We start from the raw sequence: 26,929 nt of genomic DNA on the forward strand, positions 1-26,929 counted from the left end.
CCGTACCCTTTTAAAAAGGGACGCTATCATGAAAGATGGCCCGGAGTTGCACCGGCGCTGCGGATGCACCCTGCGGGCCGGGCGGTATCCAGAGAGGCCAAACACGGGCCGGACGTATTTCCAGCGGCACGCACCAAAACAAAGCTGCTGGAGCCTACACTGCACGGACAGCGAAATGATCCGCCGGTATTTACAGCCGCTTGGGCGGCGGAACGGATTCCCACACAAAAACGGCCTCCAAGGAAGCTCCTCGGAGGCCGCCGCTTATATATCGCAGATTTTCAAATTTGCAGCATCAGGAAGCGTCCGCCGCCTTTGACGCTTTCGCCTTCTTCATGCTCAGGCGATGGAGAACCACCAATGCGCCCACCAGGAGCAAAATGCCGCTGCCAAGCGTCAGCCAGACGTTCGCACCGCTCAAACCGGCTACCAGATAGCCGACAAAGCAGCAGCACGCCACAACAATACAATACGGGAGCTGCGTGGACACATGCTGGATGTGGTTGCAGCCCGCGCCCGTGGAGGACAGGATGGTCGTGTCCGAAATCGGGGAGCAGTGGTCGCCGAAGACGCTGCCCGCCAGCGTCGCGGAGAGCGCCACCACCAGAAGCTCCGGCGCGATTGCCACGCAGGTGGGGACGACAATCGGGATCAGGATGCCGAAGGTGCCCCACGCGGTACCCATGGAGAAGCTCAGGAACGCCGCCACAGCAAAGATGATCGCCGGAAGCAGGGCCGCCGGCAAGGCGCTGCCCGCCACCATGTCCTTGACGAACTCGCCGGTCATGAGCAGGTCGCGGCACACGCCGCTGATGGTCCACGCCAAGGTCAGGATGATAAACGCCGGAACCATGGATTTTACGCCCATGGTGATGCCCGCCATAAAGTCGCGGAACTTCACCACACGGCGCGGGACAAACAGCAGGAACGCCACAACCAGCGCCGCAAAGCCGCCCAGCACCAGGGCCTCCGCCGCGACGCAGTTGCCGAACGCCGCGCCGATGGAATGATACGCCGGGTCGTCGCCCCAGAATCCGCCGTTGTACAGCATCGCCAGAATAGAAAAGACGATCAGCGCGAAGATCGGGATCAGCATGTCGAACACACGGCCCTTCTCGTTGACGGGCATGGCGTCCGCTTCCTCTTTATCGATCGCACCCAGATCGCCCGCCTCCGCGGCTTCCTCCACACGCTCCATCGGGCCGAAGTCCAGATTGACAAAGCAGAGCAGGAAAACCATCAGGATGCTCAGAATCGCATACAGGTTGTACGGGATCGTAGCGACAAACGCCGCAATATCGCTCTCAAATTCCCCGGTGATCGCCAGGTTGGAGCCGACCGCCGCCGCCCAGCTGGAAATCGGGGCAATGATGCAGATCGGCGCGGCCGTGGCATCGATGATGTATGCCAGCTTTGCCCTGGAAATATGGTACTTGTCGGTGACCGGCTTCATCACCGTGCCGACGGTCAGGCAGTTAAAATAGTCGTCGATGAAGATCAGGGAACCCAGAACGCCCGTCGCCACCATGGCGCTGCGCTTGGATTTGAGCTTGTTGCCGGCCCAGCGCCCATACGCCTGGGAGCCGCCGGCCATATTGACCACCGCGACCAGCGCGCCCAGCAGGGCGAGGAACAGAATGATGTTGATGTCCACACGGTTCGCCATGAGTTTGAACGCATAATCGACGGTTCCCACCACCGGGTTTCCGCCGCTCATGCAGGCATAGATCAGCGTTCCGGACAGAATGCCGATCATCAGCGAGGAAATGACCTCCTTGGTCATCAGGGCCAATGCGATTGCAATGATGGGCGGCACAATCGAAAGCCAGCCCGCGTAAATTGGATCCATGGACTCTTCCCCTCCAAATTCAGGCCCGCGGCGGTCCGCGCGGCCCTTTTTTCCTATTTTACCGGACTAAAGCGGGGAAAGTCAATAAATTTTGACAATTTTTTCATAATTTATTCATATTTTTGGGAAATGTTGCGAAATTAAATCAAAATTGAGATTTTAAAACCTCCATTTTCCGCTGGAGGATCGCGCGCGTCTCCTCTTGGGTGTATGTGCCGCCGCTCTTTTCCAGGAAGGCCAGCAGGTCCTTAAAGCAATAGGAGAGGGATTTTTCGCGCAGGGTAAACGATGCGTACGCATTGGGATGGTGCTCCTGTATGAGATGCACCGCGCCGTCGCGGTAGACCACCGCCTCCAACCCGATGGAAAGCCGCGGCATACCGGGGCGGTACATCAGGTGGACGCGGGAATCGTTCCACATCGTGTCATACCGGCGCAGAAGCTCGTAACGGTCGCGGACCTGCAGCGGCGCGCAGTCAAACTCCGGAATCTGCCAGAAACGGCCGGTGTTGCAGAAATAGTCCAGGCCCTCCAACGTGAAATAGTCAATCTGGATACTGCGCTTGCTCCATTCCTCGTTCTGTCCGCAAATATACTCCATGAGCTGGTCCATCAGTGCGCCGATGCCGGGCAGGTTCCAATTGACGTTTCGCTCCAATATGTCCCGCGTCAGATAGGGAACCAGGCACGGCTCCGCGGAAATACTGTACCGCGGCGGCTCCCTGCTTGGAGCAATCTGCCCGTCAAACGCCAAATTTTCCGCCGCCGTATGGATTTTACCGCACAGCGGCTGCGTTTTTGTCACGGCCTCCGCAAACAGCTTTTGAAAAAACGCGACCTGTTCCTTCCCCCGGTGGCAGAGCGCGTACTCCAGCCGGCTGGAAATCTGGATGGCACTGCCCCCGGCGACCACCAGATAGGGCAGCAGGTTGTTGTTGGAAAAATGGGCGTGCACGTTGTCGTAATAGTAGTACGGCACATAGGCGCAGCCGGCACCGGCCGCCTGCATGGCCGCGCGCAGGCAGCGCAGGTTGTACCGGTTGTCTCCGTTTTTTTCCGTCCCCTCCAGGCAGAGGATGTGCCGGATCGTACAGGTTCCCTTTTTGGGTGCCAGCTCCGGCAGCGCCTGGAACAGGGAATCGTATTCCGGCTGTACCATCAGCAGGATTTCGCCGTTCTTCTGTTCCATCTCCGTCCGGATGGCGGACAGTACCGCGTGGTTGACCCCCAGGCTTCCATACAGCGGCCCTTCCGGAACCGAACCCCATTGCGCCAGCTCCGGAAGAACGGCGGAATCGGATTCTTCCGCGGACGCGACCCGAAAGGAACTGAGGAATTCCGACGTGCAGCTTCTGCGCAGGTATTCCTCCTCGCCCATATCGGCGATGTTGAAGCAAGCCGTCAGTTCCGCCTGTTCCTCGGGACTGAGCCGCAGCCCCTCCGCCAGCTGGCGGAATGCTTCCACGGGAATCTTCCGGTCTCCGCTGACGTATTTGTAGAGCGTTGCACGGTCGATCCTACAGAGGGTTGCCAGTGCATACATCTTGATCTGCTTTTTCTGGATGATCTCTTTTAATTTCTCCGACAGCATAGACATTGTGAACGCCTCCTTCCTCACCCTCATTTTAACATTCTTCAATCCTATTTTAACAGCTTTTATTTCTTTTGGGCCGACGGGTGCATTTTTTTCGCAAACGTGCTATGATTTGGGAGTATCCGACGCAGACTTTCCCCATACTATTCCCAGAGAAGGAGCGAAAACATTGAGTAAGAAAAAAAGAGTGATCTGGAATATCCTGCTCGCCGTGCTGTTTGCCGGCTGGGTCTTTGCTACAAACCCGAATCTGAACCCGCTCTATCCGGACGGCGCATTCATCTGGCTGGCACTGTTCAGCTGCTATCTGGCGCTGAACTTCATCATCGGCCTCGGCGGCCTGCATATGGAGCAAAACGCAAACGGCGTGCCCGTGGTCCGCATCGGCCACGACGCGCACGGAACCAAACGCACGCTCAAGGTGCTGGCGGTGCTGTGGGGCCTGTTTGTCCTGCTGAACCTGGCCTCCACGGTGATCGTCAATTACGGCGCGTACCGCGACCAGCTCGGCACGCCGGAGAAGGCGCAGTTTACCGACACGGTGCAGCCCATCTCGCAGGACCAGCTGCCCATCGTAGACAAAGCGCTGGCGCGGGAGCTGGCGGATAAGAAGCTGGGAGAGAACCCGGGCCTGGGCAGTCAGGTGGTGCTGGGCGAACCGGTGATCCAGCAGGTGCAGGGCAAGCTGCTCTGGGCCGTGCCGCTGGAGCATTCCGGCTTTTTCAAATGGCTGAACAACATGGACGGTTCCGCGGGCTACATTGTCGTATCCGCGACGGACGTCAACGACGTCACGCTGGTGGACGACTACAAGATCAAATACCAGGCGGGCGCGTACCTGCTGGACAATCTGGACCGCCATGTGCGTCTCGCGGGCGGCGGGATGTTCCGCGGCGTGACGGACTACTCCTTTGAACTGGACGACAGCGGCCGCCCGTTCTGGGTTGTCACCACCTATAAAAACAACTGGCTGTTCGCCCTGCCGGAGGCCAACGGCATCATCACGGTGGACGCGCAGACCGGCGCGGCATCCTCCTACGGCATGGACGAAATCCCGGAGTGGGTGGACCGCGTCCAGCCGGAAAGCTTCATCACCACGCAGATTGCCAACCAGGGCGAATACGTCCACGGCTTCCTCAACTTTTCCAATCAGGATAAATTCAAGCCCAGCGCGGGCCATATCATCGTCTACAACGACGGCGACTGCTACCTCTTCACCGGTCTGACGAGCGTCGGCTCCGACGAATCCGCCATTGGGTTCATGATGGTCAACATGGTGACCAAGGAGACAAAGCTTTACCAGATGAGCGGCGCGACGGAGTCCGCCGCGATGAGCTCCGCGCAGGGCAAGGTACAGCAGTACGGCTACCAGGCGGCGTTTCCAATGATCATTAACCTGGACGGCCAGCCGACGTATTTCATGACGCTCAAGGACAACGCGGGCCTGATCAAGCAGTACGCGTTCGTCTCCGTCGCCACGTACACCAACGTCGGCACGGGCGAGTCCATCAGCGCGGCCCTGCGCAACTACCGCCAGACCCTGCGGGAAAACAACAGCGGCAAGGTGGACACCAGCGTGGGGGACGAAGCCGTCACCGGCACGGTGCTCCGCATCGCGGGCGAAGCGCTGGGGGATACCATCACCTATCGCGTCATTTTGGAGAATGAACCGCATCTGATCTTCACTGTCCCATACGACATGAGCGCGGAGCTGTCCCTCACACAGCCCGGCGACCGCGTAAAGCTGCGGTATCTGCCGAGCGGGAACGGCGTCTGCACCGCGACGGAGTTCGACAATCTGGAGTTTACCCAGGAGGGGACAGGAGAATAACCAAACGCAACGGAGCGGTCGCGTAATCCATTCGTAAAACAGGGCCGGCGCGTCACTCTCAGCAAATCCAAAACAATAAAACACCCGCGCAATCCATGCAGGTTGGATTGCGCGGGTGTTTTTGTGGTTCCTGCAGCGTTTTTTTTACGCAACCGCCTGATAATGATTTTAAAACAGGGGCTCCCGGTTAAAAAAATAACAAAAACAGTAATTATTCCCAACAAATACGACAAAAGTTTATGGGACCTTACAAAGTTCAATAAAAACGATAATACCTCTTGCTCTTGGTGGAAATCTCTGGTATACTGAGGCCAATCGATAACCTAGTGGATCACTCGAGTATCCAAACCGAAACAATTTCATGTTTTGGCAAACCTGTCGAAAGGCAGGGACGCAAAGCCACGGGTCTAAGCCGATGAAGGTATGACAGCCGGTTGCAGCTTTGAACGGGATTTTTCCGTTCTGAGTTTTTAACTGACGCTCTCAGACTGTCCATTTGCGGACCGGTATGAGGGTGTTTTTTTATTCCCAAAATCGCACGAATGGGGCAGATCGCCGCCCCTTCCGCGTGCAAACTGAAGAGAAATGGAGAGAAAAGAGATGAAACGTCATCAATTATCCAAGGCATTATCCCTGATCCTAACGTTCGCACTGGCAATCCAGGCGGCCGGCCCGGCCTTCGCCGCCGAACAGCCGCTCACCGGGGAAAAGGACAGCGCATCCTTCACCGAAGGCTACGAGGCGCCGGAGGAGGAAGCCGCCCCGCTCATCATGGACTATGACACCACAGCGGAAACCGAGCCCGTACAAAACGACGTGGTGGACCTGGCCGCAGAACCGCTGGAGGAAGCGGAAGTGGCGCCCACCGGCACGGTGGGAAGTTTCTCCGTCCCCGACGCGTATACCGACGCCTATGACGCGGCGTTTGCCGTGCAGGCCGCTTCCGTAGCCACAAACGGCGGAAAATACGGATCCAGCGTGGTCACAAACGTGATTGACGGAAATACAAACACCCATTGGGAGACCGGCAAGGCCAACGGCGGCAATTTTGTCAATCATCTGACCTTTACCTTCGCCGAGCCGGAGACGCTGGGCAGCGTGGTATACTATCCGCGCGTGCAGGGCGCGGCCAACAAGGGCTTCCCGACCGCGTTTTCCATCTACGCCTCCCAGAGCGACAGCGGGGAGGACTTTTCCCTGGTGTTCCAGGGGACGGCTAAGGCCGCCGCCGGCGGTACACAGATCGCCTTCCCGGAAACCTCTTTCAAGCGCCTGCGCTTTGTATTTGATACCTGCCAGGCCAACTGGGCCGCCTGCGCGGAAATGAAATTTTACCGCGCCGACCTCCTTCCCGCACAGGTGGACAAGCTGTTTGCCGACGGGACCTGGAGCGCACTGGCGGACGGCATGACGAACGAGGACGTCGATGCGCTGGTAAACGGCATGGCGGAGCATCCCCTGCGCGACCTGTATGCAGACGCGCTGAATCTGGCCGCACAGCTGGCCGACGGCCAGACCGCGCCGGGCGTCACCGTATATGATGTGCCTGCCCGCGGCCCCTACGGCGACGACATCGGCCGCGCCGCCACCTGGAATCAGCTGTTCCCCTACCAGCCCACCGGCTACTACGCCGTACCGGGCACCACGCTGGATGTCTATGTGGAACCCGGCTTTGCGGATGGCCAGTCCGGCTCGCTGCCGCAGATCGTCTTCGGCCAGATCGCCAAGGACAAGAACGGCTGGGGCCGCCGCTTTAACCTCAAAGAGGGACACAATGTCATCAAAGTGCCGGGCGTCGAGAATATGAACCCGGGCGCGATCTACTTTGTCAACCACAACTACGGCTACACCGGCATTGCTCCGGACATCCGCTTTGTGGACGCCTCCGGCGGGGACGGCGTGCGCCGCTTCCCGCTCTTCTACCAGGATGACTCCACCGCCAACACCGGCTATCTGCCGGACCGCCGCGATGAGGCCGCTTTCCTGGAGGAACTGGAAGCCTATATTCCCACCCTGTCCGAAACCGACGCACAGGCCGCGGCAGGTGAAGGCAACTACAACATCTGTGAGCTGGGCTCCGAAAACGTGCTGGTTTCCACCAGCGCCACCGGCGCGCGGAACGGCCTCAAACAGAACGGACTGGACCGCCGCACCGGCGAAACCCTGAGCGGCCCCTCCGATATGATGACCCTGCACGAAGAAAACTACAACCACATGATGACCTACGCCGGATACGAGCCGGAGCGCTTGGGCGAAACCGCCGCTCCCAACCAGTCCGACCCGCTGTACCGCCAGTACCGTCCGATCGGCCGGTTTATGATCCGCGTCTTCTGCCAGGGGCCGTTCGGCTGGGGCGACGCCGGTTACATCGGCTTTAACGGCGGCTTCTCCGAGAACAACAAGCGCGGCAACGATATGTTCTCCGCCGTGGCCTCCTGCGCACAGATCACCGGCGCGGGCTGGGGCCTTGAGCATGAGCTGGGCCACCTGCTGGAAGGCAGCCGTGTGGGCCGTGCGGAATACACCAATAACCTGTTCTCCCTGCAGTTCCAGAACGAATTCCAGGTAGCCAACCGCGTTTCCGCCAGATTCCGCGAGGATATCCTGAAATATAATAACAACGATTATAAACTGGACGCACGTCCCGGATACATCGGCGGCAACTTCGTACTGCTCGCCATTCTGTATCAGCTGGAGGCCGTTTACGGCGACCACGGCAACGCCTTCTCCGCCGATTCGGTCTACGCCAAAACCCTGCGCTGGTCCCGCGACCACAGCGGACGCCTCGGCGGATTGGAAAACGGCAACACGCTGCACATGAACCGCTTTGCGGTAGCCGCCTCCAACGCACTGGGAATCGACGTCACCAACCACTTTGAGTACTACGGCATCGAAATCACCGACGCGGCGCGCAAGCAGCTCGACCCCGGCCTGGCGCCGAATACAAAGAAGACCTGGCTGGCCACCAGTGCCGCGGACGCCAGGGAGGTACAGACGCTGCCCGAAAACGCGGCCGCTTCTGTGGAACTCTCCCGCAAGGATGGCAAAGCCGTTTTGACCATGGACGTTCCCGGCGCTGCCGACGGCGCCGTGCAGACCTATGAAATCCTGCGCGACGGCGAATTCGCCGCCTATGCGCTGGCGGGCAACGCCTCCAACGTCCCTGTCGCCGTCCCGTCCAACCTTTTGACCTGGACCGACGAGAACGGAACCGACGGCGCGGACCATGTTTACACTGTGCGCGCTTACGACGCGCGTCTCAATGTCTCCGCGGACAGCGAGCCCGTCACCTTCCATGCCAACGAGCCTTACCTTGTGCTGGACGGCTCGACACTGCTCTCCATCCACCAGGAATTTGATCCTCTCTCCGTGGTCAAGGCCCACGCCGCCGACGGCCAGGATCTGACCGGTTCCATCGCCATCGCGGAAAGCGATCTGGACGTGGACGCGCGCGGCAGCTACACCGTCACCTATACAGTTGCCGACGAGGCGGGCAACGCGACATCCCTGACTGTTCCGTTCACTGTCATCAGCGGCTTCGTTTATGCCTCCGACGTGGAAGAGCAGAGCGCCAAGGTCGGCTGGGGCCAGTTCCGGAAGGATAAAAACATCCAGGGCGGCGCGATCAAGCTGCTGAAGGACGGCGCACAGGTGCCCTTCGACAAGGGATTGGGCGCGCACGCCTCCTCCGAAATCGTCTATGACCTCACCGATACCGGTTACAGCTGGTTTGAATCCTATGTGGGCATCGACCAGTCCATGAAGAATACCGCCGCCAAGGCCAAATTCCAAGTCTATGTGGACGGCAAGCTGCGCTATGACAGCGGCGCGATGCTGGCGAATACCCCCATGGATTACGTGGCAATTGACCTAACCGGGGCGCAGGAGCTGCGTCTGGTGACCGACAGCATGGGCGCAACTGCCAACGACCACACTGTGTGGGCAGGGGCCCGCTTCTCCGTGACCAGTTCTGCTCCCGTCATCCATGTACAGGATGTCGCGTTCACGGATCCGGCGGACGTCGATCTGGATGAAATTGCTGCCGCTGTCACCGCCACGGACGTGGAGGACGGCGACCTGACGGACAGCCTCACCTACGACACCGACTACGTGCCCGGCAAAACCGGCGCGTTTACCATCACTTACTCCGTCACTGATTCCGACGGCAACACCACCGAGGCCGAGCAAAGCCTGGTTGTGGTCAACAGCTTTGTTTATGTCAGCGACCAGGACTGGAAGAGCGCCAAGGTCGGCTGGGGCAGCATCAAGCGTGACAAATCCCTGAACGGCAACGCGATCAAGCTGGCCACCAATGACGGCGTGCAGACCTATGAAAAGGGTCTCGGCATCCATGCCACTTCCGAGGTGGTCTACGACCTGACCGGCAAGGATTTCTATTACTTTACCTCTCAGGTGGGCGTGGACAACACCGCCGGCAACAACCTTTCTTCCGTCGTGTTCCGCGTGTTTGTGGACGGCGAACTGATGGCGGAAACCCCCGTCATGCGCAAGGGAACGCCCGCTGAAACGCTGACCGTCTCTCTGGCCGGCGCAAAAACTCTGAAGCTGGTCGTCACCGACGGCGGCAACGGAAACGCAAACGATCACGCCAACTGGGCCGACGCGAAATTCCTCACCGCTGTAGCGGAAGCCGACAAGGCCTCCCTGTCCGAATTGGTTGAGCGCGCCAATGCGATGGACGAATACCGCTATACCGCTGAGAGCTGGGAGGCGTTGACCGACGCCCTGGCGGCGGCGGAAGACGTGCTCTCCCGCCCCGACGCTTCACAGGAAGAAACCGACGAGGCCCTTGCGGGCCTGACCGAAGCCATGGACGCCTTGGAGACGCTTCTGGACACCGAAGTATTGGAGGATATCGTGGAGCTGGCCCGCAGTGTGGCGACGCTGGAGAATGTCTCCCCGATCAACACCAAGCACCAGCAGGCCATCGTCGATAACGTGCTTGCCGCCGTCGCGGGCGCGGAAGAAGCGCTTGCCGACCCGGACCTTACACAGGAAGAAATCGACCGCCAGTATGCCATTGTCCGTTATTATCTCTGGGATATGAACCCCGAATTCACCCCTGGCTGGGAGCCCTTCCCGTCCCGGTAATCTGATAAAATGTCCTTTCATCCTGGTCCTTACAGAGAGGCCGCGCCAAACCGTATGGTTTGGCGCGGCCTCTCTTCCTATTTTGTATGGTTCTTTAAAAAACAGGCGTTCCGCCATTTTGGAAGGGATTTCGCAAAGAATGTCAAAAACTCTTGACATTCTTTGCGCGATATACTATGATAATGTCAAATTCATTTGACATTATCAACGACCGTTATCTACGAAAGGAGAATTTCTATGTCTGTATCCGCAATGGTATTTCTCGGAATCGTCCTGTTTGTCTTCGCTGTTCTGGACATCGCCATGATTGTGTCGCTGATCAAACCGGGGGATGAGCGAAACCAAATGATCGTTTGGAAAGCCGGCACATACACACTGCTCGTAACCGTCGGCGCAATCATCCTCGATATGGTTGCAGACAGTATCAACGGTCAGGCAAGCTCAATCCATTCCCTGATTCATCTGGAACTGACGGTTATCATTTATTTTATTGCACTGCTGTACTTTAAAAGAAAACATGGTGGCTGACATGGAAAACACAATACGAATCAGGCGAAAAGAAATCGGGCTGTCACAGGAAGAACTGGCCAAAAAATGCGGGGTTTCCCGGCAGACGATCAACTCCATAGAGAACAATAAATACGACCCCACTTTATTGTTGGCTTTTAACCTTGCAAAAGAATTAAATACAACCGTTGATTGCCTCTTTTCTCCTTTTTCCTCAAAAGAGAAGCGTCCATCCTGAAAAGAAGCCTTACAGCGGCTGGAATATACAAAGAAAGAAGGGGAGCGGATGGAACTTAAAATCAAAGCTTATACAGAAGCCGACGCCGCGGCCGCGGTCAAAATCTGGAATCAGGTCGTGGAGGAGGGGAACTCCTTTCCGCAAACGGACCTGCTGACGGAACAGGAGGGGAATGCGTTCTTCTCCGGGCAGTCCTTCACGGGGCTTGCCTGTGACGCGGAGAGCGGGGAGGTTGTGGGGCTGTACATCCTCCATCCAAATAATATTGGGCGGTGCGGGCACCTTTGCAACGCCAGCTACGCCGTCCGGTCCGACCTGCGCGGGCGCCGGACCGGCGAGGCGCTGGTGCGGCACTGCCTTGAAAAAGGGAAAGAGCTGGGCTTCCGCATCCTGCAATTCAACGCGGTGGTACAGAGCAACACCGCCGCCCTGCACCTGTATCAGAAGCTGGGATTTACGCGTCTGGGGACCATCCCCGGCGGGTTTTTGATGAAAGACGGCCATTACGAGGACATTGTCCTGCATTACATCGCGCTATAAAAAACAACTGATTCCGAAGAAACTTTCGCGCGAAACGATGGGAAAGCCACAGCCGTCCATTTTTTGTTGCGCGTGGATGTCTCGGGATTTTCTATAAATCATGGGCGCAATAAAAAATAGCGTCGGTTTTAGATTGGATTATTGGGGTCACGTAAAGACAACGAGGCTGGAAAGGCTGATGAATAGGGCAATTATCAACTCTTTTCAGCTTGTAATGTAAAATGTTTACAGGTTATGATTTGAGCAAAATTCCGCCCGATTCCCGCCTTGATTATATAAAGACTTGGGGCACAATATAAGAATAGATAAAGGAACTTGACAGATTTGACATTAAAATTTAGAGTATAAGAAACAAGAATATTAGCCTTAGGCGGATTAGGCGTAAAATTGAAAATTTGAAATTTGCATGGAGACAGGTACATGAAAAAAGTAATTTTAGGTTCAATAATATTTTTAGCAGGAGTAATTTCTGTTGCTATGGTTTTGGCTGGTTCAATGGCGAATGAATGGACGGTAAATGGACGGTTTTCAGCATTATGGAATATTCAGCAATACGGTCTTATGCCAGTTGTTTATATTTTTGGCGGCATAGCCGTTATTGGTCTTGTTCTCGCTATTTGGGGGTTGCTTGATAAGAAAAATTAAAACATAAACCCCATTTTGTCTGACTGGTTTAATGCGCCTTATTGGTATAATACGTACTTCCATTTTAACCGTTCTTAATAGTGGCAAGCAGTGCAAAGTGGTACACACTTTGCGATTTTGCCCCGGCGAATAAATGGAAAATCTGCTTGTTGGGGGCCTCCCCCAATCCCCCGGCAAGGGCCGCTTGCGTTGCCTTGCCAAACGCTCCACCTGTGGAGCGGCTACGCGCCTTTTCGGGCGCTGAATACGAGCGACTTGACCGGCTGAAAAGAAGTATGCTTACAGCGTCCGGCAGGACGCGCAGCCGCCCCGTTAAGGGCGATGAAAAAGGCCGCCGATGGCGGCTCTTTTTCGGGGTTTGGGTTCCAGCACCCAACAAGCGTTATGCAGGAGTGTATATACTCTTGCCCTGTTTGCCACGATTGTTTTCAGTGGAATTGGGATTTCCGCCGCACATGAAAACAGCCCCGGCATGAGATGAGGGCAGTCTCATGCCGGGGCTGTCTTGCGGAACGATAGAAATCCGTTTTCGGGGATTCAGGTGAAAGGATACAGGCCCCTCGGTTCCGCGCCCGCAGAGGCCCATTTTGCAGGTAAGAAAATCCCGCCCAACTTTACAAAAGTATGTTGCAAGAACTTTTTACACAGTACGGGGCTGATATGCGCAAACCCGCATAAAATCAGGGGCTTCTGCATGACGGTATAAAATCCTATATGGCCTTTTTAGCTTTTTTGCTATTTGGGTAATAAAAAATAGTTGAGATTTCTAGGATTCCGGGTTCTCCCTGATTAGGTCGGCATAAACGGATTTTTTTGTTACGTTTAAAAGTGGAAAATCCAAGGATTTTCTGAATGTAAAAAACAGTAAATATTCGGCGGCGATAACATCCCTTTTCCAGCCGGAAATGCTCTTAAACTCAGCATTTCTGCTGTGTGCAATACAATTCTGGAAAGGGTAAAATGGTGCCCACGCGAACAACCAGGGGTATGAACAGCAGCATGAAGTAATGAAACGAACTGAGCTGTTTGACAATTCCATCCTCTAATATTGCAATGAGAAAAACGAGTTATATGTTTATCCGCCTTTGGCAAAAAAAGCGCAGAATGATAAATGTTAATCTGCGTTGCTTGCCGCAATGGGCTTTCCTCCGTATAATGGCGGTGAAAGGAGGTCATCCCTGATGCTAAATGAAAACATCAAAATAATCAGAAAATCCAAAGGGTTTTCGCAAGAGGAACTTGCAATCAAGTTGAACGTGGTGAGACAAACGATCTCTAAATGGGAACAAGGTTTGTCGGTTCCAGATGCCGACATGTTGATTTCCATATCAGAGGTATTTGAAACACCTGTAAGCACACTGCTTGGAGAAACCGTTGTCGAGACAAAGGCTGATGACTTAAAAGCAATTTCTGAGAAACTTGAGATCATAAACCTGCAACTTGCGCATCGGAAAGTAACGAGGCGAAAAACAATTCATTGGCTTTTCATCTCATTGTGTGCGGTTATAGTGGCTATTTTTGCAGTCCTAATCATATTAAATAGTCCTTACCTGGGTTGGGATTATAGCCACCCCGAAACGGCAGTTTCTGGTGTAATGTTTCACGCATTTGAGTGGCTGTTTGTTAGAGTAGCACCGCCTGCCTTGATTGGATCAATCGTTGGGGTTTGCCTGACACGGAAGAAAGTGTGAAATTGCCCAACTGTTTGTGGAATCGTTCAGATAAACGGGACAACCTTTGTAAAAACGCATATGCATCCAAAAAACAGGCTGCTTTCCCCAAAGCCGGGGAAGCAGCCTGTTTTTACGTTCTTTTCTGCAATTGATAATTGGGATGCCTTTTTAACCGTCAGCAGCTTTTACAGATCATCGCCTGTTTACGCCATGCCCTGGACGGCGGCGGCGAGGGCATCCACATCCGTGCGCGGGACACTGCCCCGCACGGAGCCGTTCAGCACGGCGACGCAGGCGCGCTCGCCGGAGGAATAGAATACCAGCTCCTGCGCGGCGGAACCGTCCTGTGTCTCCACCTTCACGGTCAGGACCGGATCGGTTTCCGGCTGGCCGTCCGCTTCTTCCAAAACGGTTTCCGCGGCAAACTGGCGGTACAGCGTCTGGAAGCGGTCGTAATCGACCGGCGCGCCGGTCGCGTCCGTTGCCGCGTAATTGTAATAGGGGGTGTCCTCCGTGGATTTTTCCTCATCTTTTGTGCGTGCCACATCCCAGCGGAAAACCATGCCGCCTTCCATTGTGACGCTTAGGCTCTTCACATTCTCCACGCCGCCGGTCAGCAGGGCCTTGTCCTGCACGTCAAACGGCTTGAGGATATTGACCCACGGGGCAATGACGTCCTCCGCCACGCGGTAGACAATGTCCACGCCGTCCAGCATCAGGAACCGGTCGCCCTCCCGGCCCGCGCCGGCCTTCAGCAGGTAGGTGTTGCCGTCAGTGCAGTACAGCTCCACGGTGTTAATCGGGTTCTCAAGCCCGTATTCCCGCAGCTGTGTGGTGTCGGGATGGAGGGCCGCCACCTCGCTGGCGGTCAGTGTGGAAAGCATGTCGGTCAGGCCGGAAATTTCCGCCTCGTCGGTCTCCATCCGGTTGGGCTCGGTCATAACGTACAAGCCGTCCTGCCCCTGCTCCAGCGTGATGGGCTGCGTCAGGGCCTTGCCGTCCAGCACCAGCCTGCGGAAGGGGGCGGCGGTCCCGTCGCCCAGCGCGGAAAAGTCCAGCACCTGGCGGGAAAGGAACGTCCGCTTGTCATCGAGGTAGGTTTCCGGGAGTTTTACCACGTAAACCTCCTCGGAATCGACTCCGCGCAGATAATAAGCGGCGCTGTCCTCCGCGGAGGTATTGCCGATCACATAGCCGTAGGTGCTGCCATCCTGAAAACGGATATGTACCGTGGCGCGCGGCGTGGAAAGGCCGAACTCGCTGGGGTTGCTGACCGTGCCGATCTTCTTTGTCGCAAAGAGCTTCCAGCCGCCCTCCGCCGCCGAGTTGACGGTATAAGTATCCTGCGGCAGGCCCTCCAGTTCCGCAATAGTGAATGTGACGCTCTCCTCCCCGGAGGAAGCATCCTGTGAGGAAACGCCCGCCGCACTGGTCTCCGGCTGTTTTTCCGCCGGGACAATGGTGAACAAACCGTTGGTATTGCTGATCTCAATGGAGGAAATATCCGACTCCTCCTTGTTGAGCAGCGCGATGTCCTCGGAGGGCTGTTCCAGAACGCCGGAGGATACAACGTCCCCCTCGCTGCCGCCGGTCATCAGCAGACCGGCCAGCACACCGCCCAACACGACGATGCAAGCGCCGAGAACGGCAAAATTTCGGGTCGCCGGTTTCATTTATAATCGCCTCCTCCGGATGTAAATCACCAGACCGATCACCGCCACACAGAGCGGCAGCAGGATCGTAAAGACGCCGAGTCCCAGCAGGGTGACGTTCAGCAGGCTCATGGAGATATCCAGTTCCGCCGTGCGCACCTGCGCGTTTTCCATGGAAACCGCTTCGCTGCCGGTCACGCCGGTCACGTACCGGGACAGGTCGGTAACAAAGGAACCGTTTCCATAGGTGTTGACGTTCAGGATCCCGTCGTCAAACATAAAGGTACTGCCGATGGCCACCACGTTGGCGGTATTCTGACCCACCTGCTTCTGTGCCATGGCCGCGACGTTGTAGGAGCCCATCTGTGGATTGTCAAAGCTCTCCTGCGTACCGTCGAACAGGTAGGAAGTACTGTTGCTGGTGGCAAGGGAATGCGTTGTGATCCCGTTGCGCTCATCAAACAGCAGGTTGATGGGGCTGCTCTGCGGCATGACCACAAGATTGTAGCCCTGCGCATTGCTGTTCAGCACCACGTCCGACCCGATATTGACCAGAATATTGCCCGGGCCGGAGGGAATATAGCTGTTGGCGTCACTCTCGACAACCTCCGTCGCCTGCTGCACGTCGAGGCCCCATTCTTTCAAAAAGGCCGTCAGGTTCGGCAGCGCCGCCTGATTGGGATGGAAGGTCACCAGCAGAGAGCGGTCCGTGCCGCGCGTCTCGTCGTTGAGGAAAGCTTCCAGTTTTTCGATCTCGTCCGGCGTACAGTCCGTGGTGGGGGTGCCCAGGACCAAAAGCTGCGCGTTTTCCGGAATTTCTTCGGTCAGGAGCTGGAAGTCCTGCGTCTCAAAATTGTTACCCTCCAACAGGGTGCGGTAGACGGCGAGGTCCACCGCTTCGCTGTGGCTGCCGTCAAAGACCGCGAGCGGCAGGGTGTCCGCATTGACGGAGCTGACCGCGGATGCCAGCGCGCTGTCCACTTTGGAATACGTCACCATGCTGCCGTCCATGGAATACTGCGTGCTGAACAGGTCTCCATAGTTGAGGACGCGGTGACGCTTCTCCGTCTCCACCAGCACGCTGCCCGTCGTGATGTTTTCGTCCTGGTACTGCGACGCAAACGCCGGGTTTTTATCGAGTTCCAGATAGGCGACGGTGATGTTGGAATTGCGCTCCGCCATCTTATCGGCCAGAATGCTGACCTGCTGATAATTCGTATCGGACCGGGCGATGTCCTCGCCCGCCATGATCGTGATGGTGGTCGGGGTCTGCACGTTGGAAGCAACCTGCGCGGCGCTTTCGGAAAGGGTGTTTACTTTACCCGTCGTCAGGTCCAGGTTCATGGAGGGGTAGCGCTCGCCCAAAATGCTGACCACCACGTTCAGCAAAACGATCAGTACAATCAATCCCGCGGTAAACGCGAAGGAGATTCCCCGGAACTTACCTTTGCGGGAGTCTTTCTTCGGTTTTTTGGGCTTCTTTTTCTGAATCGGCTCCACGGGGGCCGCCTGTTCCTCTACCGCTGTTTCTTCCACTATTTCCTCGGTCAAAACCGGGGCTTCCTCCCCCTGTTCCGGGGCGGAGGCCGCGGCCGGCTCCTCCGTTACCGCCTCATTCATTGCAGCCGGGGTTTCTTCTTCCGGCTGGACGCCGTTTTTCTTCTCGTGATCCATCTGCCTGCCTCCTTAGTTCCAGCGCCGGCTCTCCAGCTTGCGGGCCGTCAAAAACAGGAAGACCGCCGCAACGCTGAGGAAGAACACGATGCTTGCAAAGTTGAAGATGCCGTTGGTAAACGGGGTGTAGCGGCTGTTAAAGGACAGCCAGTTCAGGATTTTCGCAGCCGTTTCGTTGCCTGCCATACCGGAAAACTGGTCCACGATCACCAGCAGGATCGACACGCCGAACGTACCGATGGCCGCGACGATCTGGCTCTGTGTCAGGGACGAGATAAAGATGCCGATGGCGAGCATTGCCGCGCCGTACAGGAACGAACCGAACACCGTGCCGGCGATCAGCGCCCAGTTCGGGGCGGAAAAGAACGAGAGGACCACCGCCGGGACCAGACTTCCCAGCATGATGATGCCATACACGGCGGCGGAAGCCAGAAATTTGCCCAGTACGATTGAACCGGTCCCGACGGGGGCAGTCAAAAGCGCTTGGTCGGTCTTGTTTTTCTGCTCTTCACTGAAGCTGCGCATCGTCAGGATGGGGAGGATCATCATGCTCCAGATGAACATGGAACTGTATACGCCCGCCGCGATGTAATAGGTGGACCCGACGAGCATCACGGAATAATAGTAGAAGCCGTACAGTGCGAACAGCACCGCCGCGCAGACATATCCCACGGGGGAGGTAAAGTAGGAACGCAGTTCCTTTTTGAAAATTGCCGTCATACCGCCGCCTCCTTTTCCTCCGGTTCCGCTTCTTCGGATGTTTCCCCGCCGATCAGGCGCAGGAAGACTTCTTCCAGCGTCAGGTCGCTGCTCTTCATGCCCAGGATAGGCCAGTGATGCTGTGCGGCGGCGTCAAAGACCGGACGGCGCAGGTCGGTGTGCTCCGCGCCCTCTACGGAAAACTCATAGACGCCCGGTTCTTTTTCGCCCAGGTTTGTGACGTGTTCCACGCCGGGAATCGCTTGCAGCGCCGTATGCAGATCGGATTCCGCGCCTTCCATGCGGACCAGCAGGCGGTTTTCCCGGGAAAGATCGTGCGCCAGGCTGTCCGGTGTGCCGTCCGCGACAATCGCGCCCCGGTTAACGACAATGATGCGGTCGCACACCGCCTGCACTTCCGGCAGGATGTGGGAACTCAGAATGACCGTGTGCTTCTGGCCCAGGCTTTTGATCAGATTGCGGATTTCAATGATCTGTTTGGGGTCGAGCCCGACAGTCGGTTCGTCGAGAATCAGGACCGGCGGATTTCCCAGCAGGGCCTGTGCGATGCCGACACGCTGTTTGTAGCCTTTGGACAGGTTGGCAATCAGCCGGTTCATCATGTCGTCGATCTTGACCAGCGCGCAGATTTCCGCGATATGTTCCTTTTTGGGGAGCTTGACTTTTTTCAACTCATACATAAAGCTGAGGTATTCCCGCACGGTCATGTCGTTGTAGAGCGGGGGAATTTCCGGCAGGTAGCCGATGCGCTTTTTGGCTTCCATCGGGTTTTCCAGCGTATCGAATCCGCCCACTGTGACGCTGCCTTCCGTGGGGGAAAGGTAGCCGGTGATGATATTCATGGTGGTGGATTTTCCCGCGCCGTTCGGGCCAAGAAACCCCAAAATAGTGCCCTCCTCCAACGTAAAGCTGATATGGTTCAGCGCCAGGTTGGACCCGTACCGCTTGGTGAGGTTTTTCACCTCGATCATATGCGTCCCTCCATTTTCTGGAATGTAAATACTGCAAAGTTATCTAATTTTTATAGTGTAGCAAGTGAATGTGATGATTGCGTGAAAATCCCTTGAAGGCAGGCTGACCTCCGGTTGGGACGGCGCGGGCGGACGTTGAGCAAAACAAAATACCACGGATACCCGCGACGGGACGTGCAACGTCTTCCGCACCTCCGGTGGTTATCCCATAAGGTTGAATGCTATAAAAAAACGCAGAGGTTCCACCCAACAACGTCCTCATGTAAAATGATAAAGCCCAGCTGATAATTTGCATAAAACCCATAAAAAGCAAACGCAATCCAAGCTTCGCCGGCAATGAAAAGCACGCCGTCTGCCCTGAGCATCCCAGGTATATGAGGATACCGGGGGTGTAGGGGGGCGGACCTCCGGTCGGGACGGCGCGGGCGGAAGCTTATATAAGCACAGATCCACGGATGCCCGCGACAGAAAGAACCAACTCCCGTGTGACATCTTAGCCGGTAACTTGATTAAATTTTCTTATTGAAAGTTAAAAACACCCAGCTGACCCTGGGCAAAGAATCCCCATAAAGCATAGAAAAACCGGAGCTCCGCCGTCAATGAAAAGCACATTGCTCTCCCTGAGCATTTAAGGTATATGGGGATACCGGGGGTGTAGGGGGGCGTGAGTCGAACTAATACGGAGCCCAGCTCTCGCGCCCCCCTACGCGTGCCTTTGTCCAACTTTCGTGGCAAGACCGAAAGTTGGTGCCGCCCGGCATGAGGGCAACCAGCGGTTTTCTCCCGCTTTATCAAAAGCGCATAAGAGAAAAATTGCGCATGCAATCAAATTATTTGTTTCCTGTAAAGCGTTTTTTAGTTTTGTTTATTAACACAAGATTGTCTATGCAACAATCTCCATTATAATCGTGTTATGAATTAAAATAGAGGTTATAAAAGAAATGTTGCTTGTACAACAAATCTTCTTTTGTTTTCTTAAAGTGAAGGAACCCGTTGTTTTCGCAATGTGAAAATTTACTTTTGCTTGTTTAAAACAAAGAATCCCATTGTTTTTGAAAGATAAAAATTTGTTTTACTTTTTGAAAGTAAAAAGTCTTTGCTGTCGCTTTTAAAAGCGACGTAACCCCCGACGTAACCCCCGGCGAAAGCCGGGGAACCAAAGAAAAGCCCCAGAGGCAGCACCCTGCCTCATAAAGGACCCTATCACTCGTTCCCACTCGCTCTTCTCAGGAAGAGAGTTCCGCTCCTTGCGAGGAGCGGCAAAGGGCGCCGCCCTTTGATCCCGCCGCTTTTCAAAAAAGCGGAAAAACACATTTTAGTCATTACCTGTCAGGTAAAAAATGATCCTCGCCGCAGGCGCGAGCCGACCGCAGGTCCCACCTTTTAAAAAGGTGGAAAAACACGTTTTGTCTGCTCCCTGTAAGGGTAACAAAAAGGGGCTGTTCTCCAACAGCCCCAAACCCCTGTCATTTTAAGTTCTTTCAAAAAAGGCCCTCACCCCGCTAGGCTGATCGCATCAATCGCCCGCAGCTCTTCCTCCGTAAACGCGGTCTTTTCCACAATCCCGATGTTCTCCAGAATCTGCGCCGGTTTCGATGCGCCGATCAACACGCTGGTCACTTCGCCGTCGCGCAGAACCCAGCTCAGCGCCATCTGCGCCAGCGTCTGCCCGCGGTTTGCCGCAATCTTGTTCAGCGCGGCAATCTGGCCCAGTTTTTCCGGCGTCAGCTGGTCGGCGTGCAGGAAACGTCCGTCGCGCTTGATGCGACTGTCCTCCGGAACCCCTTTCAAATATTTGTCTGTCAGAAGGCCCTGCGCCAGCGGGCTGAACGCGATAATCCCGCAGCCGTTCTGCGCCGCAAACGATTTCAGGCCGTCCGTCTCAATGTGCCGGTCAAAAATGGAATAGCGGCTCTGGTTGATAATGAACGGACATTTCAGCTCCTGTAAAATTTCCATCGCCTTCCGAGTGGTCTCCCGGTTGTAATTGGAGATCCCCGCATATAGCGCCTTGCCGCTCTTAACGGCGGTATCCAGCGCCATCATACTCTCCTCCAGCGGTGTATTCGGGTCCATGCGGTGATGATAGAAGATATCCACGTAATCCAGGCCCAGGCGCTGTAAACTCTGGTCCAGGCTGGCGAGCAAATATTTGCGGCTGCCCCAGTCGCCATAGGGGCCGTCCCACATCGTATACCCGGCCTTGGTGCTGATCACCAGTTCGTCGCGGTACCCGTGCAGCTCCTCCCGGACGATTTTCCCAAAGTTGGACTCCGCGCTGCCCGGCTCCGGACCGTAGTTATTCGCAAGGTCAAAGTGCGTAATCCCGTTGTCAAATGCGGTGAAGCACATGGCTTTCATGTTCGCATAGTCGTCGTTCGTGCCGAAATTGTGCCATAATCCCAAAGACAGCATCGGCAGCTTTAATCCGCTTGCCCCGCAGCGGTTGTATGGGATTTGCCCATACCGTTCTTTACTGGCCGTATAAGACATACCAATTCCTCCCTATTGTAAATCAAACGAGTCCATTTTCATCTGTAAAACCAGTTTACATCTTCAAGCACACTTGAAGTCAAGGGGAATTTTTTAATCCGTCAATGGATTGATCAGGAATCCCGTGATCAGCTTGGGATAGAACCAGGTGGACTTCTGCGGCATCTTTTCGCCCGCGTCTGCGATCCGGCGGATTTCCTGTATGCGCGCGGGATTGACGAAAAACGCGCACTGGCTTTCTCCGTCGCGAACAGAAGAAAGCGCCTCCTGAAAATCGCGGGTATAGGTCAGGGTTTCCTGCTTCGCCATATTATCCGCGTCGATGCCGAGCATGTCCTCCAGGATGACCTTGTGCAGCAGTGACACATTCAGGTTCCGTGTTGCCTCACTCTGCTCTGGGCAGAGGCGGTCCATCAGGGTTTCGTCCTTCAGAATCAGCAGCAGCCACTTGTTCCCGCCGGAATAATACGCAAACGCTTTCTTTGCCTGCCGGTGCAGAGCATCCATATTGGTCTCAATGTTTTCCGGCGTGTCCATCTCATAGACGTGAAAACAGGTACGGCAGCGCTCCAAAAGAGCATCTTCGTCAAAATGGGGAAGACCGTGCAGCAGCCGGTGAATCGGCAGCACTGCCAGTCCCGGCCCGTCGATGTCCGCCAGTCCCATCATGATCGTTTCCGCGCCGGGGCAGTCCTTTCCCTGCTCTTTACACCAGCGCCGGAATTCCAACGCCGTCGCATATCGGTGATGCCCGTCGGCAATGTAAATCTTGCGATCCTGGAAGTCGTCGCGGAACGCCCGCAGTACCACGAGGTCGTTGACCACCCACAGGCGGTGCGTCACACCGTCCAGCGTGCAGGTGTAGCGCGGCTTGCAGTCGGATAGACGGTCGATCCGCTCCTTTGTCTCGCGTTTTGGGTCCTCATACAGGCCGTATACGGGGCTGATATTACAGAAGGTGGACTGCATCAAACGCAGGCGGTCCCGCTTGGCCTCGTCCAACGTTTTCTCATGCGGCAGAATCATTCCCTCCTGCGGCTCGGAGAGCTTGACTCGGCAATACAGGACCTTGTTGCGCAGCGTTTCCCCATGCAGACGGAACTCCTGTTCATAAAGAAACATCGCCGGCAGCAGGTCGCGCTTCAACACAGCTTCTTCCGTCCACTGCCGCAATTGCTCCGCGGCGGCCCGGTAAGGATCGTCTCCATCGGGAACCTCCAGATGCATACAATTGTACGGATTCCGGGCGGCAAAACGCTCCCGGTCGCCGGGAGCGAGGACGTCGTACGGCGGGCAGAGCAGCGTCTCCATTTCTCCCGCCTTTGCGGTATAGCGCAGCGCGCGCAGGGGTGCGATTTCCGGCATAAGGTCCGCCTTTCCGGCCTCATTTGGCCAATGAATATAAGTATTTCCATAGTACCCCATTTGCCAACACAAAAGATTCTTTAAAAACAAAAAGCGCATGCGGGAATCCCCACATGCGCGGCTGCTCAATCTATGTAATTTATGCGCCCTTCATGGCGTTCAATTCCTGACGTTGCATCTTAGCGATGTTTTCGAGCGTACTGACGCGTTCTTCCAAATCGCGGACTTTATCGACGTCGGGGAGCTTTTCCAAAATATCCTGATGGCCTTCCGCCAGCAGTTGAATCTGTTTTTCCACGCGGGATTCTATGATAACATTCATCTGTTCGATGATTTCGGTTTTAAAATCCGCAATCTTTTGATCCTGACCCGTTTTTTATCCATTATAGCACAGCCCCCATGCCGGGACAAGGCGAAACACGGATTGCCCACGTGAAAGATATTAACTTGCCTCCGGAATGGAACGAGCAATCCATTTGCCGCTGTGGAAGCGCCACGCAAACAGCGCGGCCCGGAACGCCCAATCGATAAACATGGCGATCCAGACGCCCATCACGCCCCAACCGCATACCAAAACCAGCACGTAACTCATGCCGATGCGGAACGCCCACATCGAGAAGATCGAGGTCAGCATGGTGAATTTGACATCTGTTGCCGCGCGAAGCGTATTGGGAAGCGCGAAGGAGATCGGCCAGACCAACATAGCCACGCTGTGTACAAGGATAAGCTGTTCCGCAATGGACGCCGCCTCCGGAGACAGATTATAAATGCTGACAAGCGGCCCGGCGAGCAGGGAGAGCAGAACGGCCAGCGCCGCCAGGATGAGATAGTTAAATTTGATCAGGCTTTTTGTGTATTGCCTTGCCTGTTCATATTCGCCCGCGCCGACACATTGTCCGATCACCGTAACCATTCCCAGTCCGATGGCAGTCCCCGGCAGATACTCAAAGTTGACCAGGTTGCCCGCGACGGCAAAACCCGCGATAGACGCGGTTCCAAGCGTGGCGACAAGACTCTGCACCAGGATTTTCCCCAGCTGAAACATGCTGTTTTCCATCCCGGCGGGAACACCGATCCTGAGAATGTTTCGAATCATGGTAGGATGAACGCCCAGACGCAGTTTCCGGTCGATATGGATCACATTGTTTTCATTCCGGACGATCACCAACATGATGATCGCGGCAGTTGCCCGGGAAATCACCGTTGGGATTCCCACGCCTTCGACGCCCATGTGCAGACCGAACACACAGATGGCGTTGCCCGCAATATTGATGCCGTTCATGCAGAGGGAGGTTTTCATGGATACCTTGGAATTGCCCATGGAACGGTATAGCGCTGCACAGGAATTATAGACTGCAAGAAAGGGATACGACAGCGCCGACAGGAAAAAGTAAATCTCCGCGTTCTGCATGACGTCCGGCGCGATATTGCCAAAGATCAGGCGGAGCAGCGGTTTACTTCCGATCAGCGCAACCGCCATGATGACAACGGAGAGCAAAACCGTGGACAGCAGGAGCTGGTTGGCGGCAACACATGCCTGTTTGGGTTCTTTCCGTCCCAGATACTGCGAACAGACCACTGCACCGCCCGTCGCCAGCGCAGCGAGCAGCTGAATGATCAGCAAACTGATGGAATCCACCAGAGAGACGCCGGAAACCGCCGCTTCTCCCACTGCCGCGACCATCACAACGTCGGCCATACCGACCAGTACCGCCAGAACCTGCTCGATGATCAATGGGACCAGAAGCCGGGATAAATCTCTTCTTGAGAACATCGTTTCACCCGCATTTCAAAATAGGCAGGTTCCCTTTGTCGGAATCTGTCGTTGTTTTTCAGGAGACTATTATAGAACAAGCGGCAGATAAATGCAATTCTAAGGCCTTCGGTCGGTACGTGCCTACGGCGAGGATCATTTTTACCTCACGGGCAATTCTTAAAATATGTCTTTCTCTGTTTCCGAAAAGCAGGGATGGTCGTTTGGAACATTGAGTGAAGCTTTAGACTTAATCGAGCATTCTGACCAGAGATCCTCTTCCTGAGAAGAACAAGTGGAAACGAGTGATAACGATCTTTACGGATATTTTGTACTATCGGGTGATTTCCGGGGCCGTTGCAGAATACAAGCTGTAACGCGCCCGTCACACAAAGTGTTATTTTAGCTTACAAAAATATAGGGGAACGAGCGGGACATATCCCCGGGACTATCTATCTGACAGGTAACGGATGAAATATGTTTGTCTACATGAATCCATAACAAAACGGCGGTCTGAATAAATCCAGCCGCCGTTTACTGTCTGTTTATTTTTACATGTATTTTATCGAACCGGTATGTAGTCAACCTGGGAATCTTCGTCCGTCGCTTCCAGTTTGAAAATGACAGGACGAAGGCCGTCGTTGCAGCTGCAAATCGCAACGCCTGGCTTCCGGATCCAATCGCCGTAATAGAACAGTTCCTTGTCGGCGCCGTGCGACAGGGCAAATACATACTGATAGATCGCCTTCCACGCCTCGTCGCAGAAACCGTCCGGCTTGGCATATTCGGCATAAAACACTTGACCCTTCATCAACATAGGGCAGGCAGTCAAGCCTTCCGCGCCGTATTCTTTCGCCAGCTCCCGGTCCAGCGTCGTTTTCAATACGGTGATTTTTACTTTTTTCACCAAGCCCACTTCCTTTTTGATTAAAACACCATTGCCATTCGCATATCCTAACGAAGAAATAAAAATCCGGGCTACACTGATTATCACTGTACAAATAAAGCAAAGGCAGGTTATCACCCTCACACTCCGTAATAACTAACCTGTTTTATACAAATAGTTTTTATAATTCGAGGTTTTATAGCGCTGAGAAGAAAGTAAACTATCCTTTCTCACTCCGCTTGATATGAAATATAAGACCATTGGATTCCGTCCATATTTACCGATTCTACAGAATATCTGTCCAATTTAGCAATTGGCATTTATATCTGCTAGCTGCTTTAAAAATAACAACACACCAAATATACCGTCGATTATGCGCGAAACAGGGGGATTTTTGTTATAAACACCGCTGATTATACAGACCGTTAAAGCTTTCCCTCCGCCACAAGGCGGGCAGTCTTTAAAATCAGCACCTGGGTCTTGGCGTCGGCAATCTCGTTGTTCATAACCATTTCCACCGCCTTGTCAAGCGGAATACGCTCGACTTCCAGAAACTCATCCTCGTCAAAGTGCGTTTCGCCGAAGCCGGTCACGCGGCAGGCATACAGATGAATAATCTCGTCACAATAACCGGGCGTGGGGTAGAGCTTTCCCAAACTGAGGTATTGCTCCGCTGTCGTTCCGGTTTCTTCTTTTTGCTCGCGCTTACCCGCCTCCAGCGGGTCTTCGCCGCGTTCCAGCTTGCCCGCGGGCGTTTCCAACACGACCTGTGCATAGGGATACCGGTACTGGCGGACAAACAGCAGTTCATTTTGATCGGTCAGCGCCGCAATGCTCACGCCGCCCGGGTGGGACACAACCTCGCGCTTTGCTTTCGCGCCGTTTTCCAGCTCCACGTCATCCACAAACATGTCGATGATGCGGCCCCGGTAAATCTCCGTACGGCCCAGCTTTTTTTCCGTCAGTTTCATAAAATCGGCCTTCCTCTCTCTACGATTCGTATAAAAATCACCCGGATTTTCCGGTTGTAAATTGACATATTCAGCATTCGGTTGAAAACTCTGTGGATAATACTGAAAGTTGACCTGCGGTCGGCACGCGCCTACGGCGATGGTCGTTTGGAGCATCGAGCGAGGCTTTAGCCTCAAGCGAGCGTCCCCACCGGAGGTGCCGCCCGGCATGAGGGCAACCAGCGGTTTTCTCCCGCTTTTGTAAAAGCGCAAAAAGGTATAAGATTGCACATGCAATTAATTTGCTTGTTTCATGTAAAGTGTTTTTAATTCTTCTTTTTTAATACAAGGTTGCTACGCAACAACATTTACTGTAATTGTGTTATGGAATAAAAGCTTTAAAAGTAAAATTTTTAAAAGAAATGTTGCTTGTCCAATAAATTCTCTTTTGTTTTCTTAAAGTGAAGGAACCCGTT

At 54.9% G+C, this 26,929-nt stretch carries 19 protein-coding genes and 1 riboswitch; of the genes, 7 read left to right on the top strand and 12 right to left on the bottom strand.

Annotated elements, in window-relative coordinates; genetic code table 11:
- Nucleotides 1-295: 295 nt before the first annotated feature.
- A complete protein-coding gene (locus BN2106_RS02155) occupies nt 296-1,849 on the bottom strand; it encodes a Na+/H+ antiporter NhaC family protein (RefSeq protein ID WP_050696924.1) in 1,554 nt (517 codons plus the stop codon).
- Nucleotides 1,850-1,994: 145 nt separating this feature from the next.
- Complete coding sequence (locus tag BN2106_RS02160; protein WP_050696925.1) at nt 1,995-3,446, bottom strand: helix-turn-helix domain-containing protein; 1,452 nt, start codon at nt 3,444-3,446, stop codon at nt 1,995-1,997.
- 166 nt (nt 3,447-3,612) lie between these two features.
- Here BN2106_RS02160 and BN2106_RS02165 point away from each other — a divergent pair, with 166 nt between their 5' ends.
- The 7 genes from BN2106_RS02165 (at nt 3,613) to BN2106_RS02195 (ending at nt 14,007) form a co-directional block, all read left to right on the top strand.
- Nucleotides 3,613-5,274: a hypothetical protein gene (locus BN2106_RS02165; protein WP_050696926.1), complete on the top strand. Its 1,662-nt coding sequence runs from the start codon at nt 3,613-3,615 to the stop codon at nt 5,272-5,274.
- Between the two features lie 358 nt (nt 5,275-5,632).
- Nucleotides 5,633-5,716, top strand: a riboswitch (cyclic di-GMP riboswitch).
- 158 nt (nt 5,717-5,874) lie between these two features.
- Nucleotides 5,875-10,386 carry an NPCBM/NEW2 domain-containing protein gene (locus BN2106_RS02170; protein ID WP_050696927.1) on the top strand — a complete coding sequence of 1,504 codons (4,512 nt, stop codon included), beginning with the start codon at nt 5,875-5,877 and terminating at the stop codon, nt 10,384-10,386.
- Nucleotides 10,387-10,623: 237 nt separating this feature from the next.
- Complete coding sequence (locus tag BN2106_RS02175) at nt 10,624-10,914, top strand: hypothetical protein (protein ID WP_050696928.1); 291 nt, start codon at nt 10,624-10,626, stop codon at nt 10,912-10,914.
- A 1-nt stretch (nt 10,915) separates the two neighbouring features.
- Nucleotides 10,916-11,131, top strand: a complete 216-nt coding sequence (locus BN2106_RS02180; RefSeq protein ID WP_195891757.1) for a helix-turn-helix transcriptional regulator — start codon at nt 10,916-10,918, stop codon at nt 11,129-11,131.
- A 48-nt stretch (nt 11,132-11,179) separates the two neighbouring features.
- Nucleotides 11,180-11,671 (top strand): GNAT family N-acetyltransferase, encoded by a 492-nt coding sequence (locus BN2106_RS02185; protein WP_050696930.1) that lies wholly within the window; start codon nt 11,180-11,182, stop codon nt 11,669-11,671.
- Nucleotides 11,672-12,091: 420 nt separating this feature from the next.
- A complete protein-coding gene (locus BN2106_RS02190) occupies nt 12,092-12,316 on the top strand; it encodes a hypothetical protein (protein ID WP_050696931.1) in 225 nt (74 codons plus the stop codon).
- Between the two features lie 1,181 nt (nt 12,317-13,497).
- Complete coding sequence (locus BN2106_RS02195) at nt 13,498-14,007, top strand: helix-turn-helix domain-containing protein (protein WP_050696932.1); 510 nt, start codon at nt 13,498-13,500, stop codon at nt 14,005-14,007.
- A 185-nt stretch (nt 14,008-14,192) separates the two neighbouring features.
- Here the strand turns inward: BN2106_RS02195 and BN2106_RS02200 are convergent, their stop codons facing one another.
- The 10 genes from BN2106_RS02200 to BN2106_RS02245 form a co-directional block, all read right to left on the bottom strand.
- Nucleotides 14,193-15,662: a DUF4340 domain-containing protein gene (locus tag BN2106_RS02200; protein ID WP_050696933.1), complete on the bottom strand. Its 1,470-nt coding sequence runs from the start codon at nt 15,660-15,662 to the stop codon at nt 14,193-14,195.
- Entirely contained in the window at nt 15,663-17,315 is a 1,653-nt protein-coding gene (locus BN2106_RS02205; protein WP_050696934.1) for a Gldg family protein, read from the bottom strand.
- 12 nt (nt 17,316-17,327) lie between these two features.
- Nucleotides 17,328-18,035, bottom strand: coding sequence for an ABC transporter permease (locus tag BN2106_RS02210; protein WP_050696935.1), 708 nt, complete (start codon nt 18,033-18,035; stop codon nt 17,328-17,330).
- The gene (locus BN2106_RS02215; RefSeq protein ID WP_050696936.1) at nt 18,032-19,006 is read right to left on the bottom strand and encodes an ABC transporter ATP-binding protein; all 975 of its coding nucleotides are present in this window, start codon (nt 19,004-19,006) and stop codon (nt 18,032-18,034) included. The genes BN2106_RS02210 and BN2106_RS02215 overlap by 4 nt, the downstream gene beginning before the upstream one ends.
- 1,494 nt (nt 19,007-20,500) lie before the next feature.
- The gene (locus BN2106_RS02220; protein WP_050696937.1) at nt 20,501-21,499 is read right to left on the bottom strand and encodes an aldo/keto reductase; all 999 of its coding nucleotides are present in this window, start codon (nt 21,497-21,499) and stop codon (nt 20,501-20,503) included.
- A 93-nt stretch (nt 21,500-21,592) separates the two neighbouring features.
- Entirely contained in the window at nt 21,593-22,864 is a 1,272-nt protein-coding gene (locus BN2106_RS02225; protein ID WP_050697007.1) for a DUF1015 domain-containing protein, read from the bottom strand.
- 139 nt (nt 22,865-23,003) lie between these two features.
- Complete coding sequence (locus tag BN2106_RS02230) at nt 23,004-23,186, bottom strand: hypothetical protein (RefSeq protein ID WP_050696938.1); 183 nt, start codon at nt 23,184-23,186, stop codon at nt 23,004-23,006.
- Nucleotides 23,187-23,306: 120 nt separating this feature from the next.
- Nucleotides 23,307-24,638 (bottom strand): MATE family efflux transporter, encoded by a 1,332-nt coding sequence (locus BN2106_RS02235; protein ID WP_050696939.1) that lies wholly within the window; start codon nt 24,636-24,638, stop codon nt 23,307-23,309.
- Nucleotides 24,639-25,179: 541 nt separating this feature from the next.
- Complete coding sequence (locus BN2106_RS02240) at nt 25,180-25,524, bottom strand: TIGR04076 family protein (RefSeq protein WP_050696940.1); 345 nt, start codon at nt 25,522-25,524, stop codon at nt 25,180-25,182.
- A 404-nt stretch (nt 25,525-25,928) separates the two neighbouring features.
- On the bottom strand, nt 25,929-26,474 hold the full coding sequence (locus BN2106_RS02245; RefSeq protein WP_050696941.1) for an NUDIX hydrolase: 546 nt from the start codon (nt 26,472-26,474) through the stop codon (nt 25,929-25,931).
- Nucleotides 26,475-26,929: the final 455 nt, after the last annotated feature.

It is taken from the genome of Anaeromassilibacillus senegalensis (assembly GCF_001261775.1).
Taxonomy (GTDB): domain Bacteria; phylum Bacillota; class Clostridia; order Oscillospirales; family Acutalibacteraceae; genus Anaeromassilibacillus; species Anaeromassilibacillus senegalensis.

Bases quoted from the DNA above. Each gene is read 5' to 3' on its own strand.
- BN2106_RS02155 (WP_050696924.1), bottom strand. From the start codon at position 1,849: ATGGATCCAATTTACGCGGGCTGGCTTTCGATTGTGCCGCCCATCATT.
- BN2106_RS02160 (WP_050696925.1), bottom strand. From the start codon at position 3,446: ATGTCTATGCTGTCGGAGAAATTAAAAGAGATCATCCAGAAAAAGCAG.
- BN2106_RS02170 (WP_050696927.1), top strand. From the start codon at position 5,875: ATGAAACGTCATCAATTATCCAAGGCATTATCCCTGATCCTAACGTTC.
- BN2106_RS02175 (WP_050696928.1), top strand. From the start codon at position 10,624: ATGTCTGTATCCGCAATGGTATTTCTCGGAATCGTCCTGTTTGTCTTC.
- BN2106_RS02180 (WP_195891757.1), top strand. From the start codon at position 10,916: ATGGAAAACACAATACGAATCAGGCGAAAAGAAATCGGGCTGTCACAG.
- BN2106_RS02185 (WP_050696930.1), top strand. From the start codon at position 11,180: ATGGAACTTAAAATCAAAGCTTATACAGAAGCCGACGCCGCGGCCGCG.
- BN2106_RS02190 (WP_050696931.1), top strand. From the start codon at position 12,092: ATGAAAAAAGTAATTTTAGGTTCAATAATATTTTTAGCAGGAGTAATT.
- BN2106_RS02195 (WP_050696932.1), top strand. From the start codon at position 13,498: ATGCTAAATGAAAACATCAAAATAATCAGAAAATCCAAAGGGTTTTCG.
- BN2106_RS02200 (WP_050696933.1), bottom strand. From the start codon at position 15,662: ATGAAACCGGCGACCCGAAATTTTGCCGTTCTCGGCGCTTGCATCGTC.
- BN2106_RS02205 (WP_050696934.1), bottom strand. From the start codon at position 17,315: ATGGATCACGAGAAGAAAAACGGCGTCCAGCCGGAAGAAGAAACCCCG.
- BN2106_RS02210 (WP_050696935.1), bottom strand. From the start codon at position 18,035: ATGACGGCAATTTTCAAAAAGGAACTGCGTTCCTACTTTACCTCCCCC.
- BN2106_RS02215 (WP_050696936.1), bottom strand. From the start codon at position 19,006: ATGATCGAGGTGAAAAACCTCACCAAGCGGTACGGGTCCAACCTGGCG.
- BN2106_RS02220 (WP_050696937.1), bottom strand. From the start codon at position 21,499: ATGTCTTATACGGCCAGTAAAGAACGGTATGGGCAAATCCCATACAAC.
- BN2106_RS02225 (WP_050697007.1), bottom strand. From the start codon at position 22,864: ATGCCGGAAATCGCACCCCTGCGCGCGCTGCGCTATACCGCAAAGGCG.
- BN2106_RS02230 (WP_050696938.1), bottom strand. From the start codon at position 23,186: ATGAATGTTATCATAGAATCCCGCGTGGAAAAACAGATTCAACTGCTG.
- BN2106_RS02235 (WP_050696939.1), bottom strand. From the start codon at position 24,638: ATGTTCTCAAGAAGAGATTTATCCCGGCTTCTGGTCCCATTGATCATC.
- BN2106_RS02245 (WP_050696941.1), bottom strand. From the start codon at position 26,474: ATGAAACTGACGGAAAAAAAGCTGGGCCGTACGGAGATTTACCGGGGC.